The sequence below is a fragment of the Sporosarcina pasadenensis genome (genome assembly GCF_047228845.1).
Lineage (GTDB): Bacteria > Bacillota > Bacilli > Bacillales_A > Planococcaceae > Sporosarcina.
The window spans coordinates 18,913-41,835 of the sequence record NZ_JBFEGM010000002.1 but is presented as its reverse complement, the minus strand read 5'-3'; the positions used below and the strand labels follow the sequence as shown (position 1 = coordinate 41,835).

At 42.7% G+C, this 22,923-nt stretch carries 22 protein-coding genes, 1 riboswitch and 1 other annotated feature (1 of these 24 only partly in view); of the genes, 16 read left to right on the top strand and 6 right to left on the bottom strand.

The window, feature by feature from the left end; genetic code table 11:
- Positions 1 to 196: a binding site (T-box leader), on the bottom strand (it extends 25 nt beyond the left edge of the window).
- Positions 197 to 570: 374 nt separating this feature from the next.
- Positions 571 to 1,086, top strand: coding sequence for a DUF3231 family protein (locus AB1K89_RS03955; protein WP_413053494.1), 516 nt, complete (start codon positions 571 to 573; stop codon positions 1,084 to 1,086).
- 99 nt (positions 1,087 to 1,185) lie between these two features.
- Positions 1,186 to 3,231: a prolyl oligopeptidase family serine peptidase gene (locus tag AB1K89_RS03950; RefSeq protein WP_413053493.1), complete on the top strand. Its 2,046-nt coding sequence runs from the start codon at positions 1,186 to 1,188 to the stop codon at positions 3,229 to 3,231.
- A 37-nt stretch (positions 3,232 to 3,268) separates the two neighbouring features.
- On the opposite strand, the gene AB1K89_RS03945 is transcribed toward AB1K89_RS03950, so the two are convergent.
- On the bottom strand, positions 3,269 to 4,249 hold the full coding sequence (locus AB1K89_RS03945; RefSeq protein WP_413053492.1) for a M23 family metallopeptidase: 981 nt from the start codon (positions 4,247 to 4,249) through the stop codon (positions 3,269 to 3,271).
- Positions 4,250 to 4,395: 146 nt separating this feature from the next.
- Here AB1K89_RS03945 and AB1K89_RS03940 point away from each other — a divergent pair, with 146 nt between their 5' ends.
- Positions 4,396 to 4,713 carry a thioredoxin family protein gene (locus AB1K89_RS03940; protein WP_413053491.1) on the top strand — a complete coding sequence of 106 codons (318 nt, stop codon included), beginning with the start codon at positions 4,396 to 4,398 and terminating at the stop codon, positions 4,711 to 4,713.
- Between the two features lie 199 nt (positions 4,714 to 4,912).
- Here the strand turns inward: AB1K89_RS03940 and AB1K89_RS03935 are convergent, their stop codons facing one another.
- Together AB1K89_RS03935 and AB1K89_RS03930 are read right to left on the bottom strand one after the other, a co-directional pair.
- A complete protein-coding gene (locus tag AB1K89_RS03935) occupies positions 4,913 to 5,641 on the bottom strand; it encodes a glycerophosphodiester phosphodiesterase (protein ID WP_413053490.1) in 729 nt (242 codons plus the stop codon).
- 90 nt (positions 5,642 to 5,731) lie between these two features.
- On the bottom strand, positions 5,732 to 6,010 hold the full coding sequence (locus tag AB1K89_RS03930; protein ID WP_413053489.1) for an AbrB/MazE/SpoVT family DNA-binding domain-containing protein: 279 nt from the start codon (positions 6,008 to 6,010) through the stop codon (positions 5,732 to 5,734).
- Positions 6,011 to 6,206: 196 nt separating this feature from the next.
- Here AB1K89_RS03930 and AB1K89_RS03925 point away from each other — a divergent pair, with 196 nt between their 5' ends.
- The 6 genes from AB1K89_RS03925 to AB1K89_RS03900 all read left to right on the top strand — a co-directional run bounded on the left by AB1K89_RS03925 (position 6,207) and on the right by AB1K89_RS03900 (position 10,490).
- Positions 6,207 to 7,064 carry a YitT family protein gene (locus tag AB1K89_RS03925; protein WP_413053488.1) on the top strand — a complete coding sequence of 286 codons (858 nt, stop codon included), beginning with the start codon at positions 6,207 to 6,209 and terminating at the stop codon, positions 7,062 to 7,064.
- A 54-nt stretch (positions 7,065 to 7,118) separates the two neighbouring features.
- A riboswitch (SAM riboswitch) is annotated at positions 7,119 to 7,225 on the top strand.
- A 73-nt stretch (positions 7,226 to 7,298) separates the two neighbouring features.
- The gene (metA, locus tag AB1K89_RS03920; RefSeq protein WP_413053487.1) at positions 7,299 to 8,207 is read left to right on the top strand and encodes a homoserine O-acetyltransferase MetA; all 909 of its coding nucleotides are present in this window, start codon (positions 7,299 to 7,301) and stop codon (positions 8,205 to 8,207) included.
- A 116-nt stretch (positions 8,208 to 8,323) separates the two neighbouring features.
- The gene (locus AB1K89_RS03915) at positions 8,324 to 9,037 is read left to right on the top strand and encodes a YetF domain-containing protein (RefSeq protein WP_413053486.1); all 714 of its coding nucleotides are present in this window, start codon (positions 8,324 to 8,326) and stop codon (positions 9,035 to 9,037) included.
- Between the two features lie 92 nt (positions 9,038 to 9,129).
- A complete protein-coding gene (locus tag AB1K89_RS03910) occupies positions 9,130 to 9,735 on the top strand; it encodes a TetR/AcrR family transcriptional regulator (protein ID WP_413053485.1) in 606 nt (201 codons plus the stop codon).
- 99 nt (positions 9,736 to 9,834) lie between these two features.
- Positions 9,835 to 10,176, top strand: coding sequence for a DMT family transporter (locus AB1K89_RS03905; RefSeq protein WP_413053484.1), 342 nt, complete (start codon positions 9,835 to 9,837; stop codon positions 10,174 to 10,176).
- Entirely contained in the window at positions 10,176 to 10,490 is a 315-nt protein-coding gene (locus AB1K89_RS03900; protein ID WP_413053483.1) for a DMT family transporter, read from the top strand. Before AB1K89_RS03905 ends, AB1K89_RS03900 begins: the two co-directional genes overlap by 1 nt.
- A gap of 576 nt (positions 10,491 to 11,066) precedes the next feature.
- Here the strand turns inward: AB1K89_RS03900 and AB1K89_RS03895 are convergent.
- Positions 11,067 to 11,225 carry a tRNA U-34 5-methylaminomethyl-2-thiouridine biosynthesis protein gene (locus tag AB1K89_RS03895; protein WP_413053482.1) on the bottom strand — a complete coding sequence of 53 codons (159 nt, stop codon included), beginning with the start codon at positions 11,223 to 11,225 and terminating at the stop codon, positions 11,067 to 11,069.
- Between the two features lie 322 nt (positions 11,226 to 11,547).
- A complete protein-coding gene (locus AB1K89_RS03890; protein WP_413053481.1) occupies positions 11,548 to 12,210 on the bottom strand; it encodes an HAD family hydrolase in 663 nt (220 codons plus the stop codon).
- 106 nt (positions 12,211 to 12,316) lie between these two features.
- Between AB1K89_RS03890 and AB1K89_RS03885 the strand changes: the two genes are divergently transcribed.
- Entirely contained in the window at positions 12,317 to 13,216 is a 900-nt protein-coding gene (locus AB1K89_RS03885; protein ID WP_413053480.1) for an RluA family pseudouridine synthase, read from the top strand.
- 202 nt (positions 13,217 to 13,418) lie between these two features.
- Here AB1K89_RS03885 and AB1K89_RS03880 read toward each other — a convergent pair whose 3' ends face one another.
- Positions 13,419 to 14,057, bottom strand: a complete 639-nt coding sequence (locus tag AB1K89_RS03880; protein WP_413053479.1) for a spore coat protein — start codon at positions 14,055 to 14,057, stop codon at positions 13,419 to 13,421.
- A gap of 159 nt (positions 14,058 to 14,216) precedes the next feature.
- Here AB1K89_RS03880 and AB1K89_RS03875 point away from each other — a divergent pair, with 159 nt between their 5' ends.
- The 6 genes from AB1K89_RS03875 to AB1K89_RS03850 all read left to right on the top strand — a co-directional run bounded on the left by AB1K89_RS03875 (position 14,217) and on the right by AB1K89_RS03850 (position 22,922).
- Positions 14,217 to 15,500, top strand: coding sequence for a glycoside hydrolase family 18 protein (locus AB1K89_RS03875; RefSeq protein WP_413053478.1), 1,284 nt, complete (start codon positions 14,217 to 14,219; stop codon positions 15,498 to 15,500).
- Between the two features lie 506 nt (positions 15,501 to 16,006).
- Entirely contained in the window at positions 16,007 to 17,386 is a 1,380-nt protein-coding gene (gene gdhA / locus AB1K89_RS03870) for an NADP-specific glutamate dehydrogenase (RefSeq protein ID WP_413053477.1), read from the top strand.
- 165 nt (positions 17,387 to 17,551) lie between these two features.
- Complete coding sequence (locus AB1K89_RS03865) at positions 17,552 to 18,760, top strand: argininosuccinate synthase (RefSeq protein ID WP_413053476.1); 1,209 nt, start codon at positions 17,552 to 17,554, stop codon at positions 18,758 to 18,760.
- A 203-nt stretch (positions 18,761 to 18,963) separates the two neighbouring features.
- Positions 18,964 to 20,553 carry a hypothetical protein gene (locus tag AB1K89_RS03860; RefSeq protein ID WP_413053475.1) on the top strand — a complete coding sequence of 530 codons (1,590 nt, stop codon included), beginning with the start codon at positions 18,964 to 18,966 and terminating at the stop codon, positions 20,551 to 20,553.
- Positions 20,554 to 20,571: 18 nt separating this feature from the next.
- Positions 20,572 to 21,795, top strand: a complete 1,224-nt coding sequence (locus tag AB1K89_RS03855) for an ABC transporter permease (protein WP_413053474.1) — start codon at positions 20,572 to 20,574, stop codon at positions 21,793 to 21,795.
- Entirely contained in the window at positions 21,792 to 22,922 is a 1,131-nt protein-coding gene (locus AB1K89_RS03850) for an ABC transporter permease (protein ID WP_413053473.1), read from the top strand. The genes AB1K89_RS03855 and AB1K89_RS03850 overlap by 4 nt, the downstream gene beginning before the upstream one ends.
- Position 22,923: the final 1 nt, after the last annotated feature.

Here is a 22,923-nt window from a genome sequence, read left to right as displayed (position 1 = left end):
CGCGGTGCCACCCTTTTTCGCTGTCATGACGACAGCCTTCATTGCATGCATAACGGGCATGTTCCGGGTGAGCCTACTCGAAGTTTCAGTCCACCGATTCAGGAGTGCTGCCTTGCGTCAGAAACGCTGATTCGCACCAACCATCAGCTCTCTAAAGATTCCGTTCCGCAAAGCCTGTCTCCGTCAAGATCATTTGTGAGTTATTTAATTATTGACAATCATAACATGTTGTTTTTGAATGTCAACCCATCATTCGGTAATTTTGAAATAAAATATCCTGAATTCTTAATTCGAAGAGTTGAATCCGTTGTAATACGAACTATTCATATAGATTATTGAAAAACATACGGAAATAAATATTGCTTTTTGATGGCGCAATGTATGGAAGAGTAGATTTAGCATAACCAATAATAATAAAAAAATGATTGCATTGTATATTACCAAATAATTTGAAAATGTCAATTGAAATTTAGTTATCGCTAATTCGATGTATAAAATAACACAGTCTTCACATCATAATTGCAGTACCATAATCATTAATGGAAAAGTTTAAGAAAAGAGGGAGAAAAATTGGGCATTTTAAATGGAAATCCGAAAGAAGAGCCAATGCACTATGGTGAAGTCCTCGGTTGCTGGGCATATGTAGGCGCGAACAAAGGGTTAATTAGCGGTTATCAGGGATTCATCAATCATGCTGGCGACAAGGATTTGATTGAGCTTCTAAAAGACGCGGTTGACATGATGAAAGAAGAAAATGAAGCTGTTGAAAAAGTACTTAAAGAGAATGGTGTAACACCTCCTCCAACATTGCCTGATCGTGCAGTTGCAAAAGCGGAAGACATTCCTGTAGGAGCACGTTATATGGATCCGGAAATCAGTGGAGCCGTTTCTATAAACGTCGGACAAGGTCTTGTATCATGCAGTCAAGTGATCGGCCAATGCCTCAGAGAAGACATTGCAATGATGTTCAGTAAATTTCATGCAGACCGACTATTGTTTGGAATGAGATTACTTCGTCTGAACAAGGAAAAAGGTTGGATCATCCCACCTCCGATGCATGGTGCAGCATTCCCAAATAGTAAATGAGATGGAGCAGCTGATATTATTCAGCTGCTTTTATTTATGCTCACTTTTCTGAAGAATATGGTAAAATGTCAATTGTAAGATAGTAAAGGGGGATATGTTGTGGTTCTATTTACAAGAAAAGAGGATGTAGTTGAGAATTTCCATGGAACTGAAATCCGAGATCCGTACAGATGGCTGGAAAATCCGGAAGACCCCGAAGTTAAACAGTGGGTTGATGAACAAAACAAACAGACACAGGATTTCCTCGCGTCTTATTCGGATCGCGAAAAAGTGAAGAGTAAGCTGACGGAAACGTGGAACTATGCAAAGTATACTGTTCCTCAAAAAGAAGGGGATTATTTTTACTTCCATAAAAACGACGGTCTACAAAACCAAGCAGTCTTCTACCGTACAAAAGATCTTGATACTAAGGAATTGGAAGTTATTTTGGATCCGAATACGATGAATGATGAAGGGACCGCTGCTATAACGAATCTTTCTTTCTCTAAAGACGGCAAGAGATTGGCATATGGTATTTCGGTCAACGGAAGTGACTGGCAGGAAATCAAAGTGCGGAACCTGGAGACTGGGAAAGACGAAGAGGATCTGATCCGTTTTTGTAAGTTCTCAAGCATCGCTTGGAATGAAGAAGGGACAGGCTTCTATTATAACCGTTTTCCCGATCCATCAACAGTTTCACCTGAAGAACAAAGCTTTTACAATAAAGTGTATTTGCATGAAGTAGGAACATCTCAGGAAGAAGATGTACTCGTTTACGAAGATCCAGACAACAAGGAATTCTCGTTTAACCCGATATTATCGGATGATTATCGTTATTTGATCCTGAACGTTTGGAAAGGCACCGAAAATAAAAGCCGAATTTATTATAAAGACCTAGAAGAAGATGGGGAATTTGTCTATCTGTTTGATAAGGGCGATGGAGAATATAATTTCATCGGCAATGAAGGGCGAACTTTCTATTTCCTAACAAATGTCGATGCACCACGCGAAAAAATCATTGCAGTCGACTTGGATAATCCTTCGAAGGAAAATTGGATTGATATCATTTCGGAAAAAGACGATGTGTTGTTCTTCGGAAAAATGATTAACAGACGACTCGTGGTCGGCTATTTGCATAATGCACATCATGAACTGAAGATTTTCAGTTTGGATGGCAAGCATGAGAATGACGTCCAATTGCCGGGATATATTTCATTGACCGGGTTGACAGGAAAGAAAGAGGAAGATTGGATGTTCTTCAGTTATACGTCCTATTTGTCGCCGAGTGCAGTGGCTAGCTATAATTTCGGACAAGACGAACTGACCGGAGTGTTTCAGGATGAGGACAAATTCGAAACAGAAGGATTCAAGACATCTCAAGTCTTTTATTCATCGAAGGACGGGACAAAGATCCCGATGTTTCTTACCCATAAGAAGGACTTGGTCCTGAATGGCGAGAATCCGGTCCTTCTATATGGCTACGGCGGGTTCAATGTCAGTTTGACACCTTCCTTCTCTCCTGCAGTACGCATGTGGATTGAAGAAGGCGGCGTATATGCCGTTGCGAATTTGAGAGGCGGCGGGGAATTCGGCGAAGAGTGGTACAATGCAGGGACGCTTGCGCGCAAACAAAATGTCTTCGATGATTTTGCAGCGGCTGGCGAATGGCTTATCGCAGAAGGTTATACGAAGACGGCAAAGCTTGCAATCATGGGCGGGAGCAATGGAGGCTTGCTTGTTGGCGCAAGCATTACCCAGCGTCCCGATTTGTTTGGAGCGGCAATTTGCCAAGTGCCGGTGACGGATATGCTCCGTTACCACAAATTTACGGTAGGACGCTATTGGGTGACGGATTATGGAAACGCAGAAAAAAATGCCGAAGATTTTGCTTACATGATCAAATATTCACCGCTCCATAATGTTAAGGAAGGCGTGGAATATCCGCCGACTTTAATTACGACGGCTGATACGGACGATCGCGTTGTTCCGGCGCATGCATTGAAATTCGCGGCAACGCTGCAAGCTGCTTATACAGGAGATCATCCAATTCTGCTCCGCGTGGAAAAGAATGCAGGACACGGTCTCGGTAAGCCGACTGTCAAAATCATCGAAGAGCAGACAGATGTCTATTCTTTTCTCTTCAAAATTTTGGACGTTCAATTGTAAAAAGAGAGGCTGTCTCAAAAATCGAGACAGCCCCTTCCTATTTTTGGCGCTCCCAGTTACGGAGGGCAGGGTATGGATCGAAGGCCCATTCAACCCGTCCGTTGTATTTATATACTCCATAATGGAGATGGGGAGGGAATTTACCGGAAGTCCCTTCTTTTCCGTATCCTGTACTGCCGACAAAGCCGAGAAGCGTCCCTGGCTCAACGACATCGCCTTCTTTAATACCTTTATCAAAATACGCCAAATGGGCAAAGTAATGATACGTGTTATGGTTGTCGCGTATACCGATGCGCCAACCTCCGTATTGGTTCCATCCCATCACTTCGATGACGCCGTAAGAAGTGGCGACAACTGGAACACCATAACCGGCAAAAATGTCCGTGCCTTCATGAATCCGGCGTCCGCCCCATCCGCGGCTTGACCCCCATGTGCCACGATAAGAATAATTGTGTCCTTTCGGAATTGGAAATACGTGCTTATCCAATTCAACAGTTTCAAAATGCCTGTACAGTTTGGCTATTGTCACAATCTGATTGACCGTCGCTTCCCGTTTATAATAATGCCATAAAGCCGCCTTAAAATCGTCTTCATCGGGACCGTACATGGCCAGGTGAGAAGACATCATCAATAGCACATCTGTTGGATCGGATTTGTCTGCTGCACCATCCCCATTCCCATCTATTCCGTACCCGCCAAAAAATGCGATAGTGTTCGGGGAAGTGTCGGATAGATCCGGATTCAAAGCACCGAACCAATGTTCAACAGGAACATGGATGGAAATTGGTCCGTCCACTTTTGGAAGGTCGTTACGTACTTGCTGGATATTCCTTTCATATTGATCGATCGCAGCAAGGTGGTACCACGGAACCAGTTCATTTGCGAATTGCAAATAAAAACCCATCCGCTCCTCCTTAATCTCCTTTTCGGTCCGTTGATCGGAGGCGGAGGCGATGTTAAGAGGAAGACAGAGACAGATCATTGCACAGAAGTAAGCAATCATATAATGGATACGCAAGTGGAAACCTCCTTTGTTGAATGATTAGAATTCCCCAATTGCACGATTTCATGATTGTTTGTTTGCATTTTTCATTGGTCGTCATATGATGGATTTCTTTTTGAGTGATATACTCAAGGAGATGAAATGAGAAGGGGAGAGGACGAATGGAAAAACTTCAATCGATTGAGCAGTTTGAGCAGTTGAAAAATGAGGAACGGACAATGTTCATGTTTTCGGCGGATTGGTGCCCGGATTGTAGGGTGATCGAGCCGTTCTTGCCTGCTCTAGAGGCGGATTATCCGGAGTATCAGTTTATTTATGTGGACCGTGATGATTTTATTGATGTTTGTCAGCAATTGGATGTGTTTGGAATACCGAGCTTTATCGCGTTTCATAATGGTGAAGAGGTCGGGCGTTTTGTAAGCAAGGACCGGAAGACGAAGGAAGAAATCGAGGCGTTCATTAACGGTTTGGATGCATGAAAAAAGAGATATCGCTAATCCTAGAAGGGATGGCGGTATCTCTCTTTTTATAATGAAAACGATTTCCACTCCAGGCGGACGCTTTCCGCGGGCGTCGCCTCAGCCTCCTCACTCCGCTTCGCTCCGTTGCGGGGTCTTCTGCTGACGCTTTTCCCGCTGGAGTCGCCGCCTTCCGTTTCAATCCCTCCTCCATCCTCTTTTAATTTTTATTAGAAGATAAAAGGGAATTCATTTTTTCTGGGTAGTCGGTGAAGATGGCTTGGATTCCGGTTTGTTTTAAAGTTTTTGCGTATGTTTCGTCGTTGACTGTGAATGTTCGGATCGGCATGCCGCTCTTGATTACTTCGGCCATGGACGGGCGGATTGCTGCTGGGAAGAGGATATGAAGAGCATTCGCTGGAATTTTGTGTAGATAGTCCAACGGGTGGACGAGTACTTCCATGAATAGTGCGGCCGTTTCGATGTGAGGATTGAGCTGCTTAACGAATTGAATGGCAGCGTGATCAAATGACGAAATAATAACGCGAGATTCCATTCGTCTTGTCTCAATTAAATCGAGCACTTTTTCGACCATTCCTTCGTATGGGAAAATATCTGATTTCAATTCGATGTTCAGTTTATGGTTAGTTGAATCGAATACATCGAGGACTTCTGACAGTGTCGGTATTGTTTCTCCTTGGAATCCGGGTGAGAACCAGCTTCCGAAATCATGTTTCTTCAAATCCGCTATAGACATATCTTTCACATAACCTGTGCCGTCTGACGTACGGTCGATTGATTCATCATGGATGACGACAAGTTCGCCATCTGCTGCCATATGTACATCGAATTCAACACCGAAAACCGGAAGACGTGCCGCCTCCTTGAATGCAGCAATCGTGTTCTCCGGAAAGTTACCTGAAGCGCCTCTATGTGCGAAGATTTCCATTTTGCTTCCTCCGATTTCATTTAACTAACATAAGGCCCGTGACATAAGGGCGACGGTGCTGTAACCGTTGCCCTCTGCCCTTGGAAATGCTCATTCCCAAGTCTTATTCGATTCAATTTCTTTTTTTAGGATTTCTGCACCTTTAGGACTAATGTACATGCCATTCGAAAGTTTTGTGTTCTCGGGAGTGATTTCTCCGGTTACGATGCACGCCGCATCGACTACATACTTCCGCAGGATGATCATATCGTCATCAACGAATATTTCCATTGGTGCGCCTTTATCGAGTTTCAAGGTGCTTCTCAATTCCTTCGGGATCACAATCCGGCCGAGATGGTCTACTTTTCTGACAATGCCTAAGCTTCGCATATTATCCTCCCTGACTTTATGTTTTTTTGTAAATATATCAACTATTATACCAGTAAATTAGGAAATTACAAAAAAATGAATATACTTTCTTTCAGTTTCCTATTCTTTCTATTCCTCTTATGCTACCTTTGAAACGTTTCTGGCCAGGATTTTTTCTGATAGAATAGGTAAGTCTTTTAAGAAAGGGGAACCAATTATGTCATTCATCAAGAAAAGACCGGTCGTTTTCGACTATGTTCAGATCATCCTAGGAGCGTCATTGGTCGGACTTTCATTCAATATATTTTTATTGCCATCCCGTATAGCTGCAGGAGGCATTTCAGGTGTCAGTACGATTTTGTATGAACTATTCGAATATAATCCTGCCTACGTTCAATGGATGATCAACATTCCTCTTATCGCGTTGGGACTGTTGCTTGCGGGGAAGGAGTTCAGCACAAAAACGATTGTCGGTACTTTTTTCGTCCCATTCGTCATCTATTTGACGAGTGGAATCCAATTGTCTGTCGATAATCCGCTACTCAGTTCCATCTATGGCGGTATTATGCTCGGTATTGGGTTGGGAATTGTTTATAGAGGAAATGGATCGACTGGAGGAACTGCATTAATCGCCCAATTACTGAAGAAGTATACAGGCATCTCAAGTGGCTTTTCACAATTGATTGTCGATGGTATTGTCGTTGTCACCTCAGCTTTCGTGTTTAATTTTGAACTTGCTTTGTATGCACTTATGTCAATTTATGTAACGAGCAAGGTGATTGATTTCGTCCAGCTCCAAACATCACCGACAAAGCTAGTCCTTATCATTACCGACCATGAAGAGAAAATTCAATCGGTCATCCAAAATGAAATTGACAGGGGATTAACGAAAATGAAGGCGACAGGAGGCTATTCAAACAACGAAAAAACAATGATCTTTTGCGTTGTCGAACAGTCGGAGGCTGTCTATTTGAAGAAACTACTTCAAGCTGCTGAACCGTCGTCATTTGTCATTTTCCTAAACGCTTCCGAAATATTAGGGCTTGGTTTTTCAAAAGCGAAAGTGCATCGTTGAAACAAATCAGTATACAATCCCATGATTGATGATATAATAGTCACAATTGAATAATTCTTATCAAGAGAAGCTGAGGGATTTGGCCCGTTGAAGCTTCAGCAACCTCTGCGATTGCAGGAAGGTGCTACCTCCAACAAGATGTGAATCTTGAGAGATAAGAACGGAGAAACAGATGCAAATCCTCGTTCCTATCTTTGGGAGCGGGGTTTTTTATTTTATAAAGGGGGAGCAACAATGCCAATCAATATACCTGAGCAATTACCGGCACGTGAGCTGTTGAAAGAAGAAAAGATTTTCGTCATGGATGAACGGCGGGCAACTACCCAAGATATCCGTCCGTTAAATATCCTCATCTTGAATTTAATGCCGGAAAAAGAAAAGACGGAACTTCAATTGCTTCGTCTGCTCGGCAATACGCCATTGCAAGTGAATGTTTCATTTTTGAATACAGCGACGTACGAATCTAAAAATGTGAGCAAAAATCACTTGGAATCATTTTACACGACATTCGACCGTGTTAAAAATCGCCGTTATGACGGGCTCATCATTACAGGAGCCCCAATCGAGCACCTTCAGTTTGAAGATGTCGCCTATTGGGATGAGTTGAAACTAATTATGGACTGGTCGACGACAAATGTCACTTCTGTATTGCATATTTGTTGGGGAGCGCAAGCTGCTCTTTACCATCATTACGGAATCGACAAATTTGAGTTGCCGAAAAAGCTATCTGGCGTCTATAGTCATCAGTTGACCGATCCGACAATTGAGCTGGCTCGTGGTTTTAATGATCTATTCAACGCACCCCATTCACGGTATACGTCTGTTTCAATTGAAGAAATTGAACAGGAGCCGCGACTTCAATTATTAGCGGTATCGGAAGAGGCAGGCGCGTTCATCGTCCTGTCTAAAGACGGCAAACATATTATGATCACCGGCCATTTGGAATATGATGCGTGCACGCTCGCCGAAGAATACGAACGGGACTTGAAAAAAGGGATCGATATAGATATGCCGGAAAACTATTTCCCAAATGACAATCCGAAAAAGCAACCATTGAACACATGGCGCTCACATACTCATCTTCTTTTCTCAAACTGGTTAAATTATTACGTCTACCAAGAAACTCCGTACGTATGGGAATGAAAATCTAAAACAAAGCAGCAAAGCGGGAATAGATGAAATCCCTGCTTTGCTTGTTTTTTTCTCTGTATATTGTAATAGTTCTATCACACACTACCGTTGTGGAGGTGTGTACAAAAATGATTTCAGATGCAATTTCTAAAATTGATTTTTGGGAAATGACGTTTAGAACAATTTTTGCTTTTATCATTCTTATGCTCCTCGCCAGAATGATGGGGAAAAAGCAGATTTCACAGCTTACTTTTTTCCATTACGTCACGGGTATTACAATTGGTTCCGTTGCGGCTGAGATATCCGCTCAAACGGAAACCCCATTTCTGGATGGGGCAGTCTCAATGATTTGGTGGGCTCTACTAACCGTTTTTGTGAACTTCCTAACAATAAAATCGAAAAAAGCGAGAATCTTATTCGATGATCAGCCGACCATTGTTATACACAGAGGCAAAATTAGTGAAAAAGGGATGAAGAAGGCTCGTCTAACATTGAATGATTTGAACATGATGCTCCGCGAGCAAAGCATTTTCGCTGTTGCAGACGTTAACTATGCAATTCTTGAGACGAACGGCCAGTTAAGTGTCATGAAAAAAGCGGCTCAAGAGACCGCGACGCGCAAAGACGTGAAAGCACCCGGCAATGAGCCAAAATATATACCGACAGAAATCATTTCAGATGGAAAATTAATCAAAGAAAACTTGACCGAGCTCAAACTGACAGAAGAATGGGTTTATGAGCAGCTGAAGAAAAACGGTTTCAGCAAAGTGGAACAAGTTTATTATGCAGAAATCCTCACAGACGGCACTCTCCATATCGACCAACGAACTGAAGAGAAGTAGGGACTTAAGGGATACGCCCCATTCCCATTTCGACATCCATCTAAGGGAGAAAGGTCGTCTGCCCCTTAGATGGATTTTTTATGTTATAATGAATGACAGTCAGTCAGCGGAAGGGGAATCAATCATTGGATAAAAAAGAAAGAATCGTCCGGGCGGCCATTGATGTTTTTCGTAAGCAAGGGATCGAGAAAACGAAAATATCTGATATTGTGAAAGTGGCAGGCATTGCTCAAGGAACATTCTATTTATATTTTCCATCAAAACTGTCATTGATGCCTGCAATTGCTGAAGTGATGGTCGCAAAAACTTTGGAGATAGTCACGGATAAGGTATCGGATGATGCACCATTTCCAAAACGGATGGAGCAGCTCGTCGACGCCATTTTTGAAGTGAGTGAAGAATATCATGAAATTCAAGCACTCATTTATTCGGGATTAGCTTCAACAGAACATCTGAAAGATTGGGAAACGGTATACGCACCTTTTTATAAGTGGGTAAGTGAAGGCCTTCAGCAAGCGATTGGCGAAGGGGCAATCCGAAATTCCGTCAATCCCGATAGGACAGCTAGACTCGTCATCGGTCTAGTAGAATCTGCAGCCGAACAAATATATTTATATGATACCGACAAGGAAGATGAGGCGGTCATACAAAAAAATGAAGTGAAGAACTTCTTGAAGCACGCTTTGGCGATTAAATAGATTCGACTTGTTCCAGGATGTTAGCTATGCTACTACGTCTTGGAGCTCATATATATTAAAATGAATGACAGTCAGTCATTTGGTAAGGGGTAATTTGCAATGAACAAATCATGGTTATACGTCGCGCTGACAAGTTTTTTCGAATTAGTATGGATATTCGGTTTCAATGTCGCCTCAGAATGGTGGCATTGGATCCCGATCGTCTTGTTCATCTTCGTTGACTTTCATTATTTGGCGAAGGCTTGTGAAAATCTCCCGACAGGTACTGTTTATGCAGTATTTGCGGCGGTTGGTACGATAGGGACCGCATTAATGGATGTTTTCTTGTTCGGAGAAACTCTGGGAGTAGGTAAAATATTCTTCATCCTAATTTTAGTTGTGGGTGTAATCGGCTTGAAGATTGCTGACGGTGCGGAAGAAAAGAAAGGATTTGTTAAGTGATGGGTTGGTTATTTGTATTTGCGGCAGCAATAAGTGAGTTTATCGGTGTTGTCGGTTTGAATAAGTATAGTAAGCGGAAGACAATCACCAATACAATTCTTTTCGGGGGCGGCTTTGGAGCGGCATTCGCATTTCTCTATATGTCCTTCAACTATTTACAAGTGAGCACTGCATATGCCGTGTGGATAGGTGTCGGAACTGCGGGTGCAGTACTCATCAATATGCTCTTTTTCGGAGAATCAAGAAGCGTAGGGCGTATTGCCAGTGTGATTTTGATTGTTATCGGTGTTGTTGGATTAAAAGCTTTGTCTTAATGATAAAAAGAAGCTATGTAACTGTATAGGCAACTAAACAAAAAGGAGCCCTACTGTGAGTAACGGGTTCGGTTGATGGGGAGTAAAGTGCAATTAACAACGTAAATAACAGGTTAATTAGCATATATTTCAACATTGAAATAGCCATATGAATAACAAGTAAAAGCGCTTAGAAATTTGAGCGCTTTTTAGTATAATATTCCACTATCCTTATTGAACTAAAGCACCTGTAAGTTTAAGAAGATTTTTCTACTTCATTCTTCCGCTTTCTCCTGTAAAAATAACGCCATAGATAAAAGGTAATTAAAAACGCTAACAAAGGAATATAGTGATAATTCTGTTCGCCATAAAATATAAGGATGCTTGCTATGATAAGTGTTGGTATAAGCAAATAAACATACATTCTTACTTCCTTGTTTTTAAAACTTAATTCATATCGTTCACTCATATACTCCAACTCCGTTCATTACTTTCTTCAATTGCCCGCTGCTTAGTTCAATTAATTCTATAAAAAGGGGCATTAATCCTTAATGGATTAACGTCCCTCTAATAATTTCCTTTTAAGTTAGAAAGTTCCTAATTCGATTCTGCTCCTTCTTTCTTGCCGACACTATACCCGAGTGCAGTGCCTATGATAAGGGTAAATATAGGAATGATTTCAAAATCTTTTACGATAAAACTTAATACTAACCACGCTACAATTGCACCCAATATTGCTATCGATAAATTTTTCAAAGTTGTCCCCCTCATAAGTCTATGTTGTTTAAATTTTATATTAACATATGTCTATTTCATTTCATAATGTTCAATATATTTTAACATAGATTTCTCATCTTTCTTCTATATTTTTCTTTCCAATATCCAATCAGCACGTGTTTTAACAAGTGAATTAGCAAAGGCACATAAATTTATGCTCGACTATGTAAATCATCTAAACGTCGATATAACAACAAAAACGGGGACACCGATTCATATGGAATTGTGTCCCCAAATGCTGTGTTTTTTATTGTTTTCTCCCCATCAACCGAAGCGTTACACTGTGAGCTCCTTTTTTACATTACAAGATTGTCCAATTTCTTTCCAAAGCAATACGCTTTAACCTTTCCTCAGGCTTGACAGCAACCGGATTTCCGACTAGCTCAAGTACGGGAAGGTCGGAATAGCTGTCACCGTATGCAAAGCTATTCTCCCAATCGATTTGCTTTCCTTGCAACGATTTCATAATCATTTCGGTCTTCCGCTTGCCTTGGATATGGTAAATTTTCGTATGATTGTCAAACGTGCCGTCTGCCGTAAACGGTATGTCAGTTCCGATTACCGTATCGAACACAATGCCGTCCGTCACCGCATGCAATAATGGCGTGTAAGCCCCTGAAACAAGCATTACATGCATCCCATCGCTAAGATGCTGTCGGACCCTCGCTACAACTTCCTCATTTAAATCCTGTTGCATGATTATCTTCATTTCATCAAAATAACGCTCAAGCTCTGTTTTGGATAAAGTATGTAAGGCTTTTGCATAGATTTGCATCGAGCGCTCCCGCATTTTCGCTTCAGGAACGACTTTTACTTTGTACCCAATGTAAATGGGCAGGATTTCACGAAAAAAACTCTTATATTTGGTGCTGTAAGTCGGATGGTGCTTTAAATGATCCATTAACAATTGAAAAGTCTCTTTTGCATATAATGTCCCGTCGAAATCGAATATCGCAACTTTCATTGAATATATCCCCCTATTTGTTCAAAGCATTTAGTAATGATGATACAGCGTTTGAAATTAAAGGGCAATTTGTGGATAATTGATGGAGAGAGTGAGGAGACTGGACATGCATAAAAATCAGAGGAAGAGAAGGGAAGGTTCCTTTCTATTTTCAGTGAATGAAGAAGCGGAACTTTTGCCGTTTTTATTAGAAAACATGAAGAAGAACAGCCGTAACTCCATCAAATCCATATTGACGAGAGGGCAAGTCTCCGTGGACGGCCAGACAGTGACAAAGCACAATCATCCCCTGCTGCCAGGACAAAAAGTGGAGATACTAGCAAATAAGGCTGCTTTGAACGAAAGCAAATTGACAGGTTTGTCCATCATCTACGAGGATGATTCGATTATCGTTATCGATAAGGAAGCAAGCCTTTTATCAATGGCCGCAAAAGATAAAAACGAAAGAACGGCATTCAGTGAAGTATCCGCGTATGTCAAAAGACAGGATCCACGACAGCGGGTCTTCATCGTCCATCGTCTTGACCGCGACACGTCAGGTGTCCTCTTGTTAGCAAAAAGTGAGCAAGTGAAAATGACATTGCAAGATCATTGGGACGAAATGGTGAAGGAAAGGATATACACTGCATTAGTGGAAGGGAATGTCCGTAAAGAGTCAGGCACAATCAAATCGTGGCTAAAGGAAACAAGAACATTCAAAGTGTATTCGAACCCAACAGACAACGGAGGCCAACTTGCAATCACCCATTACCGGAAAATAAGATCGAACCGTCAGTATTCATTACTTGAGGTCATGTTGGAGACGGGACGGAAAAACCAAATCCGTGTCCACATGGAAGAAATCGGCCATCCCGTCGTAGGAGACAAGAAATACGGCTCAACCGTCAATCCAATCAAAAGACTCGGCCTACACGCAACAGCATTAACAATCGTTCACCCGGTAACAAAAGAAGTAATGAAATTCGAATCAGCAATACCCTCATCATTTATCAATAAATCTTTATAAACACAAAGGTGGTCTAAATTCAAATGTCTGAATTTAGACTGCTTTTTTTTTATTATATACAAACTAAGAAAATCGCCAGAAAAGGCGACACTCCTGCGGGAAAAGCGTTAGCTGAAGACCCCGCAACGAAGTGAGGAGGCTGAGGCAACGCCCGCGGAAAGGGAGCCTTTCTGGCGATTTTCGTTTGGACAATAGCTTTTCTTTATTGAACCGTATTATTCGGCATGCCTGGTTGGCCTACCGAAGAGGCGAACGCATTCAAAAGAGCTTGCATATCTTGTTGAGCAAGCTGAGGCACCTGATAATAATGGTGCTTGTTCTGATAAATCGAAAGCTCATACGCCATCTCAATGCAGTTCGGAACCGAATCCGCCAATACACGTCGGACAACCGGGTTTGTCGCTTCAAGTGCCGTCATCGTTTTCATCGATGCAGCTGCTTTAGCAGATCCAAGAAGGAAGCCTGAAATAATTTCGTCATTAATCTCATTCGCATTTTGAATTGGTTTCTTCGGTTGAGATTGCTTCATGCCATAGACGAAATCGTTCCCTTGCTTCATTTTGTAGCTGCCTGTCGGATGGGACGGATCCTTGCCCGTCTTAAAACATTCGACCGTAATATTATATTCATCCAACGTAAAACGGTATTGCCTGTCCAAAATATCGAGCAACTCAGGATCTTTTACATGCGGCCGTAATAGCATTGCCTGATTTAATGCTGCAATCGTCCCTGAAAGTGTCTCATGGACATCGAACAGCTCATGGCCTCCATGGTTCATCTGTGGCGGGACTGCCCCTGTATGCATATTTTGATGCGTTTCACCGAACTGATTTTGCGTCAATATAGGTATCCTCCTTTTATCAATGGTTTTCAATCGAGAGTAGTATGGCTTCAAAGAGAGGCTATATGCGTGTAAAAATTTCTGAATACGCATAATCACTGACTTTCTAAAATAGCATAGGATAAAGGACATTTTGTCAATGAAAGGCAGTGGATAAAATTGCAAATACATGTCGTGCAACAAGGACAAAGTCTTTACAGTATCGGGCAAGCATATGGCATTCCATATGAGGATATCGCTAGGGCGAATGAATTGACTGATCCTGCGCGAATCGTTGTTGGCCAAGCACTTGTCATTCCGATTACAGGCAGTTTTCACTTGGTCAGACCGGGTCAATCACTTTATAGCATTGCTCGATTATATGGCACAACGATTGAGGAGCTTGCGAGAATCAATCAAATCTCTCCGACTAGCATGTTACAGATAGGTCAACGATTGTATATACCGCAAAGGACAAAGTCGATCATCGATGTATTCCTATATGTAGAGCCAAGGGCAGCGACAATCGAATCAACTGTCCAAGAAGTGAGGAACAGGGTAGAGGACTTGACGTATTTAGGGATGTTCAGCTATGAGGCGCAGAGGGATGGATCGTTGAAAGCTCCTCCCATTGATGATATCCCTGAAATAGCCGCGAGAGCGGGAGTTTTAAATGCAATGGCCGTCACCAACTTGGAAAATTTCGCTTTTAGCCCAGATCTAGCAAATTTCCTCTTTACAAACCAGACAGTACAAAACCGGTTATTCGAAAATATTGTCCAAACCGCTAACCGAATCGGCTACTCCGATATCCATTTCGATTTTGAATTCGTTAGACCTGCCGACAGGGAATTGTATAATACGTTTCTTCGAAATGCACGTACACGTTTACATGCGGCCGGCTTTACACTATCGACCGCTTTGCCACCGAAAAATTCAGACGCTCCAACGGGGGTTTACGGAGGAATTGATTTTGCAGCGCACGGGGAAATTGCTGATTTCGTTACGTTAATGACATACGAATGGGGGTATTCCTATAGTGACCCGCAAGCCGTCAGTCCCTTGAACCAAGTACGCCGAGTCGTGGAATATGCAGTCAGTCAGATTCCATCGGAAAAGATTTTCCTTGGACAAAATTTATACGGCTATGATTGGACGTACCCATATCCGCCTGTAACAGGGGTTGCAGCAAGAGCGCTCAGTCCAAAACAAGCGACCAATTTGGCAATCAGCCGGAATGCGAATATCCAATTCGATGCCGTTGCCCAAGCACCATTCTTCCTCTATTGGGATAATAATGGTGTACGACACGACGTTTGGTTTGAGGATGCACGCAGCATCCAAGCCAAATTCAACTTAATAAAGGAATTTAACTTACGTGGAATAATGTATTGGAAGCTGGGATTAGCATTCCCTCAAAACTGGTTGCTACTCACTGACAATTTTACTGTCCGAAAGCGATAACGTAAACGAACCATATGTGCAAGCTGCACATATGGTTCATTTGGTGAGTCGGCTATTATTCTCTTGAAATAAAGTTGATTGCGCTTTGGAAAAAGTCCACATTAGGATTGATCAACAGAGCAGGTAGGAATGCGAAAGCCATTAGAATGATTAGATTGGCTCCTATTACGGCGCGTAGTATTTTGCTAAATGTCAAAAAGCATCTCCTCTTTCTCTTTAAAGTTGTTTTCCAAATCGCAGGAATCTGGGCTTTGGATGTGCCTAATAATAATCTATGTTTAACTCGATGAAAATGATTTTATTTTCGTATTACTAATTTCGACATGATTACTGAAAATGACATAAATTGCATCCTAAATATGCGTAAACTGAAAAAGTTGTTGTATATATTCATATTTTCAGTAATACTAAATAAAACGAAGAAACGATTTTGAAATATTAATTTACATGGAAGATTTATACACCACCCTTGTTTTCTTCGCTATTTTCAAGAAAGGATGAGGCAAATGACGAAAATGGATAACACCCGAGAAAACCGGAGCCGGGCGAATGATTATGTTCATGAAGTATATGAACTGGTAAAGAAAAGAAATCCTGATGAAAAGGAATTTTTGCAAGCGACGAGAGAAATATTCGATTCGCTTCGCCCGGTCTTTGCCAAGCATCCTGAATATATTCGAAACGGAATATTAGAGCGCATTACGGAGCCCGAGCGGATCATTTCATTCCGTGTCGCTTGGGAAGATGATAAAGGGAAAGTGCATGTCAATCGGGGATACCGCGTGCAATTTAATAGCGACCTCGGACCATATAAAGGCGGCATACGCTTCCATCCATCCGTGAATAATAGCATTATGAAATTCCTTGCATTCGAGCAGATTTTTAAAAACGCATTGACAGGGCAACCGATCGGGGCGGGGAAAGGCGGCTCTGATTTTGATCCGAAAGGGAAGTCCGAAAGGGAAATTATGCGCTTCACGCAAAGCTTCATGACCGAGTTAAGCAAATATATAGGACCCGATATTGACGTTCCTGCGGGTGACATCGGTGTCGGCAGACGGGAAATCGGCTATATGTTTGGCCACTACAACCGGTTGAAGGGCGGCTACGAGGCTGGCGTCCTGACTGGGAAGGATCCAAATCATGGAGGTTCATTAGGACGGAAGGAAGCGACCGGTTACGGCACGGTCTATTTTGTCGAGGAAATGTTGAATGAAAACGGGCTTTCCTTCAAAGATAGCACTGTCGTCGTATCGGGATCCGGAAATGTTTCGACCTACGCCATGGAAAAAGCTCAACAACTTGGGGCGAAAGTTGTTGCATGCAGTGATTCAACCGGATATATTATCGATCGGAACGGCATCGATCTCAATACTGTGAAACGGTTGAAAGAAGTGGAAAATAAACGGATTTGGGAATATACGAAAGAGCATCCGGACGCTGAATACCATGAGGATTGCTCACAGATTTGGTCCATCCCTTGTGACATCGCCCTGCCTTGCGCGACACAAAATGAAATCGATGAAATCGCAGCACATATGCTTATAGCAAACGGCCTGAAAGCGCTTGGAGAAGGCGCTAATATGCCATGCAATATTGAAGCGATTAATATTTTCCTCGAGAATAACATCCTTTTTGCCCCCGCAAAAGCGGCAAATGCAGGCGGAGTGGCTGTTTCCGCTATGGAAATGTCGCAAAACAGCATGCGGCTCGCTTGGACAGCAGAAGAAGTGGACATGCGCCTGAAAACGGTCATGGAAAACATCTATGCAAGCTGCAAGGACGCAGCCGAACGGTTCGGCAAACCCGGCAATCTCGTCATGGGCGCCAATATTGCAGGATTCCTAAAAGTCGCAAATGCAATGGTTGCCCATGGAATTAGATAATCGAAACTACCAAAACTACCTTACGACTGGATGTAAGGTAGTTTTTTTATCCCCAAAAATTATTTCTTCATACAAATCTATTGATATTTAAAATTAGTGTGGTATTATAAAAATACATAAAGATGAATAAAGATACAAAAACATGAATGAAGGAGGACGAAATAAATGGGAAATAAAAAAGTTGTATTGGCATATTCAGGTGGTCTTGATACTTCGGTGGCGGTTCAATGGTTGACGGATAAAGGGTATGATGTCATTGCTTGTTGCTTAGATGTCGGGGAAGGGAAAGACTTGCATTTCATTCAACAGAAGGCATTGCAAGTCGGTGCGGTGAATAGCTACGTCATCGATGCAAAAGAGGAGTTTGCACAGGAATATGCATTGCTCGCATTGCAGGCGCGCACGTATTATGAAGAAAAGTATCCTCTCGTCTCTGCCCTTTCACGTCCATTGATTTCCAAAAAGCTTGTCGAGGTGGCGCATAAGGAAAATGCGACTGCAGTAGCGCATGGCTGTACAGGAAAAGGGAATGACCAAGTTCGTTTCGAAGTCGCAATCAAAGCGCTAGACCCAACGCTTGAAGTCATCGCACCCGTCCGTGAATGGAGCTGGTCGCGTGAAGAGGAGATCGCTTATGCGAAAGAGAAGAATATCCCTATTCCAATCGATCTCGACAGCCCTTATTCCATTGACCAAAACTTATGGGGTCGTAGCAACGAATGCGGTATTTTAGAAGACCCATGGGCTGCGCCGCCGGAAGAGGCATTCGGTTTGACTGCATCAATCGAAGACGCGCCTGATACACCGGATATTATTGAAATCGAGTTTGAAAAAGGGGTGCCTGTCAGCATTAACGGAAAACAGTACCCATTAAGCGAACTGATCTTGAAGTTGAATGAAGTTGCCGGAAAGCATGGTGTTGGAAGAATCGACCATGTCGAAAACCGTCTCGTCGGCATCAAATCCCGCGAAGTGTACGAATGTCCAGGCGCAGTGACTTTACTGACGGCGCATAAGGAATTGGAAGACATTACGCTCGTCAAAGACGTCGCCCACTTCAAGCCGCTCGTCTCCCAGAAGCTCAGTGAACTGATTTATAATGGACTGTGGTTCTCACCATTGCGAAATGCATTGGAAGCATTCGTAAAAGATACGCAGCAATACGTCAACGGTGTTGTCCGTGTTAAATTATTCAAAGGGCATGCAATCGTCGAAGGCCGAAAATCATCCAATTCCCTTTACGATGAAAAACTGGCGACATATACGTCTGATGACGAATTCGACCAATCGGCAGCGGTCGGCTTCATCCAACTATGGGGACTTCCGACTGAAGTGCACAGCACGGTGAATAAGAAACAAAAAGTGAAAAACTAATCGACCATGCCTCCTGCAGATAGTAATTGCAGGAGGTTTTTACTGTCATATGCGGTTAATAGTCTGGAATCCCCATGCTTGCTAACTAGCTATAAATAATCAATTTATAATTTAAGGAACAATTATCCTTTTTTTATAGTAGAATTTCTATGAGTATGAGATTACCAATCTTTGCAAGATATTTACGATAGGGAGGAAGTTTAGTGGAGAATGTTCAAGAAACAAAAGTGAAGAGGAAATCGCCCGCATTATTGATTGCCGTGCTGACAGCCGTGTTAGTAATAGGTGCCGGTGCCGTTTCAGCTTTCTTTTTATTTAACAAGTCGCCAAAAGTGAAATACTTATTGGCTGAAACTAAGACGTTCACTCAAATCGGTGACCTTTTCGAAGAACGATATAAAAATGAAGTAGACTGGTTGGATGTCCAGAAGAAAAAGCCGGTTGAATCGACCTATGACTTATCAGCGGAATGGAACGATCCGAGCGCTGGTTATGACATGGTTGAACTGCAAAGAATCCTCAACAATACAACATTTTCCATGTCGCAAGTGAAAGATCCTGTGGAGAAGGAATGGGAAATGAATTTCAGTGGGAAATTCGGAAGCGTTTCAACGGACTTCGCAACCTTGTATTTCACGCCTGAGAAAATGATGGCGGCATTGCCGTTTACAGATAAACTCCTGTTTTTCATGGATGAGGACTACGGGAAAATGATGAGGGAAACGGATGCTTTTTATGAAGGTCCAGATAAGCTCGGTCTATCCCGCTTATTTGAAGAGCAATTTTCCATGGACGGGGAATTCCAAACATACGTGAAAGAGGAGTATATGGAATACCTTTATCATGAGCTTCCAGAAGACGCGTTTACAAATGAAAAAGAAGAAATTGAACTGTTCGGCGAGAAGATGAAGACGGAAAAAGTAGCAATGAAACTTTCCGAAGAACAAGTTAAGTCTCTGCTTGTGGATCTTTTCAAGAAAGCCCGTGAAGATGAAAAGTTGAAGGCGTTATTGAAGGAACAGATCGCCTTTTCGACGATGACAGACGATATTTCCGATCGGAAACTGACCGAGCTCGTTCGTGATTTCGAAGACTCACTAGACGAAGCAATCGATAAGGTGAATGGATGGCATATCCCCAATGGCATCGAGTCCACAATCTGGCATAAGTCCAGCAGCATCGTCAAGCGAGAGTTCGCTATGTCAATCGGTGAAACTAAAGACGATATCGCCACATTGAAAATCGAAGGCGTCCAGTTACTGGATAATTCCAGCCAGAAATGGGAGTATTCATTCACCGGCACGAACCCTACTATGCAGGAAGACGCAGTCATCGATTTCAAAGGGGACTTGACGTGGAAAGATGGAAAGTCGGATGATACGATTACCATCACCGTTGAAGATACGACCATTACGTATAAAGGAAAGGAAGAATTGGACGGAAAAGTCCGTACATTCAACCGCGAATTCTCGGTATCTGACGAAGATTTTGCCCCTAAGCTTGTTTGGAGCGGCAAAGCGACTCATGAAAAAGATTCGATGAAGGCGGATCACGACTTCACAATCATAGATCCATCCGGATCCATTTCCGAATCTGAAATTTATCTTCGCTTGAAACAGGAAGGAAAAGTCGTGAAGAAGGTGGAGATGCCGGACGAATCCAAAAATCTCGTAGACGTCGGTAAGATGAGCAGTGACGAAATGGATGACCTAGAAGATGAATTGGCTGCAGAGTTCGAGAAGTGGGTTACTGAACTAATGGGTGACCTCCAAAGCGAGCTTGAAAACTTCTAATGATTGGAAGTGGGCTGTTTGCAATCGATACAGAAAACAATGTTTTTTACGAATGAATACTTGAAACAGCTGAGGAAGAAGCGGGCGACCCTTCTTCTTCTTTTTCTATTTCCGCTTTGTTTGATCGGATTGTTAGTCGGCCTTGCAGCAGGGCTGATTGTACCTACTGAGAATTCACCGATTCGTGTCGCTTTGGTCGACGAAGACGGGACGAAGGAATCGAAGCTGATCAGCTCTTTGCTGACGGAGACAACAAACGGTCAAAATACAATAGAAATCTTTCCCGCGTCGGGAGAGGAAGCCAGGCTGTTAATTGAACGGAATGAAATTAGCACTTCTTTTTCATTGCCGAAAAATTTTACGGACGATTTGTACGAAGGAGAATCTGTGACAATCCCGATGATCGGAAATCCATCGAGGCCTGTCGACAGCTTCATCACGAAACAGCTAGTCGATAGCTTGGCCAGATACATTGCCGCTGCACAAGCGAATATTCTTGTAATCAATGACTATGCAAAAGAGACTCCGATGCCTCGTGAAGAGCGGATGGAGATGATGTTTGAGCAATTTGTCGATTTTACGCTCTTTACATTAGGAAAAGATAAGCTATTAGATGAAGAAGAATTGAAGAACTCGGCAACCTCGTCGCCAACCAATTATTTTGTATTATCAGGTTGGCTCATCGTCTTTTCTTTCTGGCTGTTATCATTTTACATCGTATTGGCCGATGTTGAGTCTAAGTCGATGGCTATAAGGATGAAGCTCTTCGGCGTAACGGTTGGCCAGCGGGTGGCGGGGAGGCTGCTCGTCTCCCTATTTGTTAGTTCTTTGCTCGGGGGAATCACTTTTTTAATAATAATTAAATTGCTCCAAGTTGAATTTTTCCTTATCGACATGGTGCGCTTCGGTTTATTTGCATTGTTGTATGCCTTTATCTTGCTATGTGGCATTGCGCTCATCGATGTAGTGTCAGCATCCAAAAGGATAGGGCTTTTCCTGCAATGCATCTTCGTATTCAGCGTCGTTCTCGTGAGCGGTGCATTGATTCCGACATTGTATTTTCCGCAGTCGTTTCAAGATCTCCTCCCATTTCTATTTTCACCGATCGCACTTGGATGGATGATAGATCTAGTGCTGGAAGGGCGTAATTATGCGAATTACACATCGTTGGCAATCTATTCGATTATTGCATTCGTCGTCGTTTGGATGTCGGTCAGTTGGAAAGAGAGGTGGAACCGATGATGCGAATGCCCGCTCAATTTTTCAGATTGAAAAAGGAATGGAAAAGTGTCATTTGGTGGCTGCTTGCCCCGATTCTGTTGACGGTTGTCGTCATGAAGACATTCGGCGCTTTACAGGAGGAGTCAAAAGTGCCCATTGCGCTCATCGTTGAAGATACCTCAACGTTGGCAATGCAATTGGCACAAGAAATAGAGAGAAATGAGATGTTGTCTGTTCGCTATATGGAGCTGGACGATGCCTTACATAAGTTGAAGCAACACGAACTTGACAGTGTATTCGTCATTCGGGAAGGCTACGGCGAATCTGTGTTGGCGAATCGTCGGAACGGGTTAATAGAAGCATATTCTTCCAATCGCTCCTTCGCATATCCGGCGATTTCCGAAACGATCATGTCGTTGGCGCAGCAAGATGTTTCAAGGTCCAAAGCGGCCATGGTCATCCGTCAGCTGTTCCTTGAATATGGCATGGAGTATGAATGGGATTACGAAGAAATCATTCAAAGAAGTGTAGAGAAGCAGAAGAATGAAAGCCTGCTTGAAACGAGCTTTTCATACGGTAAGCAAGAAGGACGGTCCGATGAAAAGCCGCTCGAATTATTGAACGGCAGAGGGGTTTGGGCATTTTTTACGATTATCGCCGCCTTTTTCCTGTTCGATTGGATGATCAAGGAAAGCCGGCCTTCGATGCAAGTAAGGTGGCTGTTTACGTCAACATCGTTTAAAAGCCATGCAGTTCGGATGTTAGGTTTGTATTCATTATTAACGATCTTGTCGGACGGGCTTACTTTGTTTGTTTTCCACTTTGTCTTAAAGGATCCCGTTACATTGTCTTTCATCCTCCCTATGCTCGCATTTAGAATGACATTGAATCTTTTCGCATTTCTGTTTGCAATCGTTTTTCGTCAATTGTTCATGTACTATATGACAGGAATTGCCGCAGCCCTTTTACTGACCGTTACAGGAGGGGCTGTCGTGCCGCTTGATGCATTGTCTAAAAGAGCGCAATGGGTGGAGATTATCAGTCCCGTACGCTCATTGATGACGACGACGGTCCCGATCGCCTGGCTCTCGTTGTTAATTTTGATGCTAGCTGCCTGGATGATGAAAGGGGGGAAACGGATTGCTTGAA

Excerpts from the sequence above, each read along its gene's own strand:
- AB1K89_RS03940 (WP_413053491.1), top strand. The coding sequence starts at position 4,396 with ATGGAAAAACTTCAATCGATTGAGCAGTTTGAGCAGTTGAAAAATGAG.
- AB1K89_RS03935 (WP_413053490.1), bottom strand. The coding sequence starts at position 5,641 with ATGGAAATCTTCGCACATAGAGGCGCTTCAGGTAACTTTCCGGAGAAC.
- AB1K89_RS03930 (WP_413053489.1), bottom strand. The coding sequence starts at position 6,010 with ATGCGAAGCTTAGGCATTGTCAGAAAAGTAGACCATCTCGGCCGGATT.
- AB1K89_RS03925 (WP_413053488.1), top strand. The coding sequence starts at position 6,207 with ATGTCATTCATCAAGAAAAGACCGGTCGTTTTCGACTATGTTCAGATC.
- metA (WP_413053487.1), top strand. The coding sequence starts at position 7,299 with ATGCCAATCAATATACCTGAGCAATTACCGGCACGTGAGCTGTTGAAA.
- AB1K89_RS03915 (WP_413053486.1), top strand. The coding sequence starts at position 8,324 with ATGATTTCAGATGCAATTTCTAAAATTGATTTTTGGGAAATGACGTTT.
- AB1K89_RS03910 (WP_413053485.1), top strand. The coding sequence starts at position 9,130 with ATGACAGTCAGTCAGCGGAAGGGGAATCAATCATTGGATAAAAAAGAA.
- AB1K89_RS03905 (WP_413053484.1), top strand. The coding sequence starts at position 9,835 with ATGAACAAATCATGGTTATACGTCGCGCTGACAAGTTTTTTCGAATTA.
- AB1K89_RS03900 (WP_413053483.1), top strand. The coding sequence starts at position 10,176 with ATGGGTTGGTTATTTGTATTTGCGGCAGCAATAAGTGAGTTTATCGGT.
- AB1K89_RS03890 (WP_413053481.1), bottom strand. The coding sequence starts at position 12,210 with ATGAAAGTTGCGATATTCGATTTCGACGGGACATTATATGCAAAAGAG.
- AB1K89_RS03885 (WP_413053480.1), top strand. The coding sequence starts at position 12,317 with ATGCATAAAAATCAGAGGAAGAGAAGGGAAGGTTCCTTTCTATTTTCA.
- gdhA (WP_413053477.1), top strand. The coding sequence starts at position 16,007 with ATGACGAAAATGGATAACACCCGAGAAAACCGGAGCCGGGCGAATGAT.
- AB1K89_RS03865 (WP_413053476.1), top strand. The coding sequence starts at position 17,552 with ATGGGAAATAAAAAAGTTGTATTGGCATATTCAGGTGGTCTTGATACT.
- AB1K89_RS03850 (WP_413053473.1), top strand. The coding sequence starts at position 21,792 with ATGATGCGAATGCCCGCTCAATTTTTCAGATTGAAAAAGGAATGGAAA.